Below are 3,368 nucleotides of genomic sequence, written 5' to 3' on the forward strand. Positions count from 1 at the left end.
AAACGACAAGCATATAATTAGTATTATTATGTATTGTAATCTTTTCATGACATTGTGCACAACGTTCCCGCGGTATGGTGTCGTGGCAGTTTCTGTCCGATAGGATAGGAACTGTCAGGACGGAAAGCGCATGCAGCGAACGTTTATACACTTTGTTTAAAATAACTGCCATGCACTATGACCGCGTGTTAGCGGTTGGCATTTTTTTTTCTGTGCTCGATGATATTTTTTGCTAACTTTTCGTTCAAAAGTTTTAAGATTCATAGTTTTCATATTTATATCAACCTTATTGTAAACACTTTTTTTTTAAAGAATTGATACACTGTCATTCTTAATAGGTACTATTGAATTAAAGTTGGTAGGATTCAAATATATTTTGCTATAATCTTTTTCAATTTTATTAAGTCCTAGAATATATTCTTTATTTTTTTCAATTAAATCAGAATACTCATGGTTTAGTAAAACAAATCCATCTAAATCTCGATCTGTGTATTCTTTAGGCATTAGATAAATCCAAATGGTATCATTGAGTTCTGAATTAAATTTGTTCTCAATTTCAAATTGTATTGAGTCTATTCTTATTGGAAAGTCGTAGATATTGTCTTTCCAATTTCCATATAGGTTAATTACCTTTCCTTTGACAATTAATTCAAAATTTGGTATTGAGTCAAAATATGAAGGAAACACAAGTCTCACTGACGTGCTATTAATTTTAAAAATAATAGTACATAATAATATAAATATTAATAATCGCTTCAGAATATTTGTTTTTTATGTTTGTATTTCAACAGTGCTTACCGCTAACGTTCCCGCGGTATGGTGTCGTGGCAGTTTCTGTCCGATAGGATAGGAACTGTCAGGACGAAAGGTGCTTGCAGCGAACGTTGAATTATTTGGTTTAAAAGTACTGCCATGCACTATGACCGCGTGTTGGCAGCTGTAGCTTTTTAATCATATAAGAATCGTTTAAAAGTCTTTCCGTCAAAATAATAAGACCAACTCAAACTTTCTTCAGTCAGGTCAATGGAAATTCCATCATTGGGAACATTTATTTTATTTGTAGCTGACTCCCAATCACCTTTTTGCTCAACACTAATGAATATTTGAATCTCTTTTCCCTGAGAGCCCAAATGTTTTATTAAAATCACCTTATAATCATTAATTTCTTTAATAAAAGCATAAAGGGATACTTCATTTAAGGAGTCAGTTAAAAGTATTGCATAGTCTAATTTATTATCTCCGTTAAAATCACTTGAACAGTAATATGGTAATGTTCCTTCAGTCTTAAGGTATTTATTCCAATCTTGTAAATATTCTTTAGTTGTTGGAATTGAAAAACCAGGCAGTTCTTTTTCTATAAAATTAATTAATGAATCTGGAATGTTTGTCGCCTTAATATTACAGGCTAAGAATAGGAAGAATGCGGTGAAAACTAATATTCTATTCATAATAATGTAAATTTTTTTCTTTTGCTATTGCTGCCAACGGAAAATTGTAAGTTGTCGTTGCGGATTGCGGGTGATTGTCCGTCCGCGAGGACGAAGACAATCATGCGGGAATCCGAGGCGACAACCTGCACCAACACCGCAATGCAATTTACAAAATGTTACCGCCAGTTTTTTTTCTAATTCTCTGTTTTACATGAATAACATAAGCAAAGAATGGAATTAATAATAAAAGTAATGAGTAAAACTCAATCAAGCCCCAAAGTCTTGAAATCAAGAAGATGGAAAATGCGAATAGCATTACAAAGATTTTAAAACTCAAATCATTGTAACCTTGCTCAGTCGCATATTCGTCAATATTCATTATTTGTCCTTTATTATTTATGACAGTCTTAATCAAATAGTCAATGAAATTTTGAAAATCCTTTTTTATTGGTTTTATCGTGTTTATCTCAATTACTCTATCACGTGTAATTATTTTATTTAATGTACTCCCTTTGCCAAATACTAATTTTTTTATGTCAAGTATTTTAACAGGAGAAATCTCTTTACTATTGAATAAAAATCTTTTTTTCCACTGAAAAGACAATGTGTCATTTGAAACGGTTAAAATCAATTTTGCAAAGGCTAATTGATGAACAAATCCCAAAAGCAGAATTAATATAGAAATCGGAATTATTATTTTTTGAAAAGTATTATCTAGTTTGCTGCTCAGAATTACCAATCCAGGACATGAAATTCCTATGATTATAATTCCCATGAATAATCGAGAAGTTTTATTAATTGTCAATTCAAATCTTTGCATTTATGTTTTATAAATCAAGTTGTTAGTGTCATTTAAATTGGCGGTAACGTTCCCGCGGTATGGTGTCGTGCGGTTGACTGTCCCACGCAGTGGAGACTGTCAAGCCGAAAACGACGGCATACGGAATGTGAATTTGCAGGTTAAAATAAAACCGCATGCACTATGACCGCGTGTTGTACACCGTAATTTATCTATTTCTTAAATCTATCCGTAATCTTTGTCCAAAAACTTGGTTTGTCATTGTCCATCTCTTTTATCGGCAAGTCTTTCTCGAAACTGTCCTGATAAGATTCAATTATCCTTTTCAAATCCTTTGTGCCAAAAAATGTACTTGGAGATTTGTCATGCTTCAATGCGTATTTAGCAAATTCCAATGATTTTTTAGGATTAGATTTTTCAATAATTACTGCCAAAGCCCAAGCCAATCTGATATCTGTTGTCATAGGTGTTAATCCACCTTTAAAGTCCGGTATCGGTATAAATCGATTCTTTATGTCAGATATTTTAACCTTTTCCAATAATCCAGTATCATTTTTGAATCCATTTATTATTGGTAAAGCATATTTTGAAATATAAAGAATTACATCATCTATGATTTCAAAGTTTTTTGATTCTGAATCAGTATAATTCCACCACTTATCACCTTTTCCTTCTTTTGCTAATCTTGTCCTAAATTCACAGTTATAGTACTTAAGCTTATTAAAATCTAAATCCTCAAATCCATTGTTTGTTATTTCTTTCGGGTGAACTCCTAATTCAACACAAAAACTTCCACCATATCTACTTGCTTGCAAGCCAATAGTAAAAACGAAACTTTCAGAGTCCATTATATAATTGAATCCAGAGCCTTTAAATCCGAATTCACGAATCTTAGTTCCGAGATATTTTCCAATTTGCTTTCTAAACTCCTGTGTCGTCATTTGCAGGTCTGTCTTTTATGGTGTACAACGGTCCGGCGGTATGGTGTCGTGGCAGTTTCTGTCCGATAGGATAGGAACTGTCAGGACGAAAGGTGCTTGCAGCGAACGTTGAATTATTTGGTTTAAAAGTACTGCCATGCACTATGACCGCGTGTTGTGTGTATGTGCATTTTTATAATATATCTTCAGGTTTTAATC

4 protein-coding genes are annotated in these 3,368 nt (G+C 32.7%); all 4 read right to left on the reverse strand.

All coding sequences use genetic code 11. The features are described 5' to 3' along the window. Positions 1-306: 306 nt before the first annotated feature. Positions 307-696: a hypothetical protein gene (locus ACE01N_RS20130; RefSeq protein WP_380592813.1), complete on the reverse strand. Its 390-nt coding sequence runs from the start codon at positions 694-696 to the stop codon at positions 307-309. Positions 697-947: 251 nt separating this feature from the next. Continuing rightward, complete coding sequence (locus ACE01N_RS20135) at positions 948-1,448, reverse strand: hypothetical protein (RefSeq protein ID WP_380592815.1); 501 nt, start codon at positions 1,446-1,448, stop codon at positions 948-950. A 148-nt stretch (positions 1,449-1,596) separates the two neighbouring features. Further along, a complete protein-coding gene (locus tag ACE01N_RS20140) occupies positions 1,597-2,250 on the reverse strand; it encodes a hypothetical protein (RefSeq protein ID WP_380592817.1) in 654 nt (217 codons plus the stop codon). 191 nt (positions 2,251-2,441) lie between these two features. Further along, positions 2,442-3,170 carry a DUF4304 domain-containing protein gene (locus ACE01N_RS20145; protein WP_375722450.1) on the reverse strand — a complete coding sequence of 243 codons (729 nt, stop codon included), beginning with the start codon at positions 3,168-3,170 and terminating at the stop codon, positions 2,442-2,444. Positions 3,171-3,368: the final 198 nt, after the last annotated feature.

This window comes from Quyinboa ferrireducens, assembly GCF_042436675.1.
Lineage (GTDB): Bacteria > Bacteroidota > Bacteroidia > Bacteroidales > UBA5342 > JBHJHP01.

Excerpts from the sequence above, each read along its gene's own strand:
- ACE01N_RS20135 (WP_380592815.1), bottom strand. The coding sequence starts at position 1,448 with ATGAATAGAATATTAGTTTTCACCGCATTCTTCCTATTCTTAGCCTGT.
- ACE01N_RS20145 (WP_375722450.1), bottom strand. The coding sequence starts at position 3,170 with ATGACGACACAGGAGTTTAGAAAGCAAATTGGAAAATATCTCGGAACT.
- ACE01N_RS20140 (WP_380592817.1), bottom strand. The coding sequence starts at position 2,250 with ATGCAAAGATTTGAATTGACAATTAATAAAACTTCTCGATTATTCATG.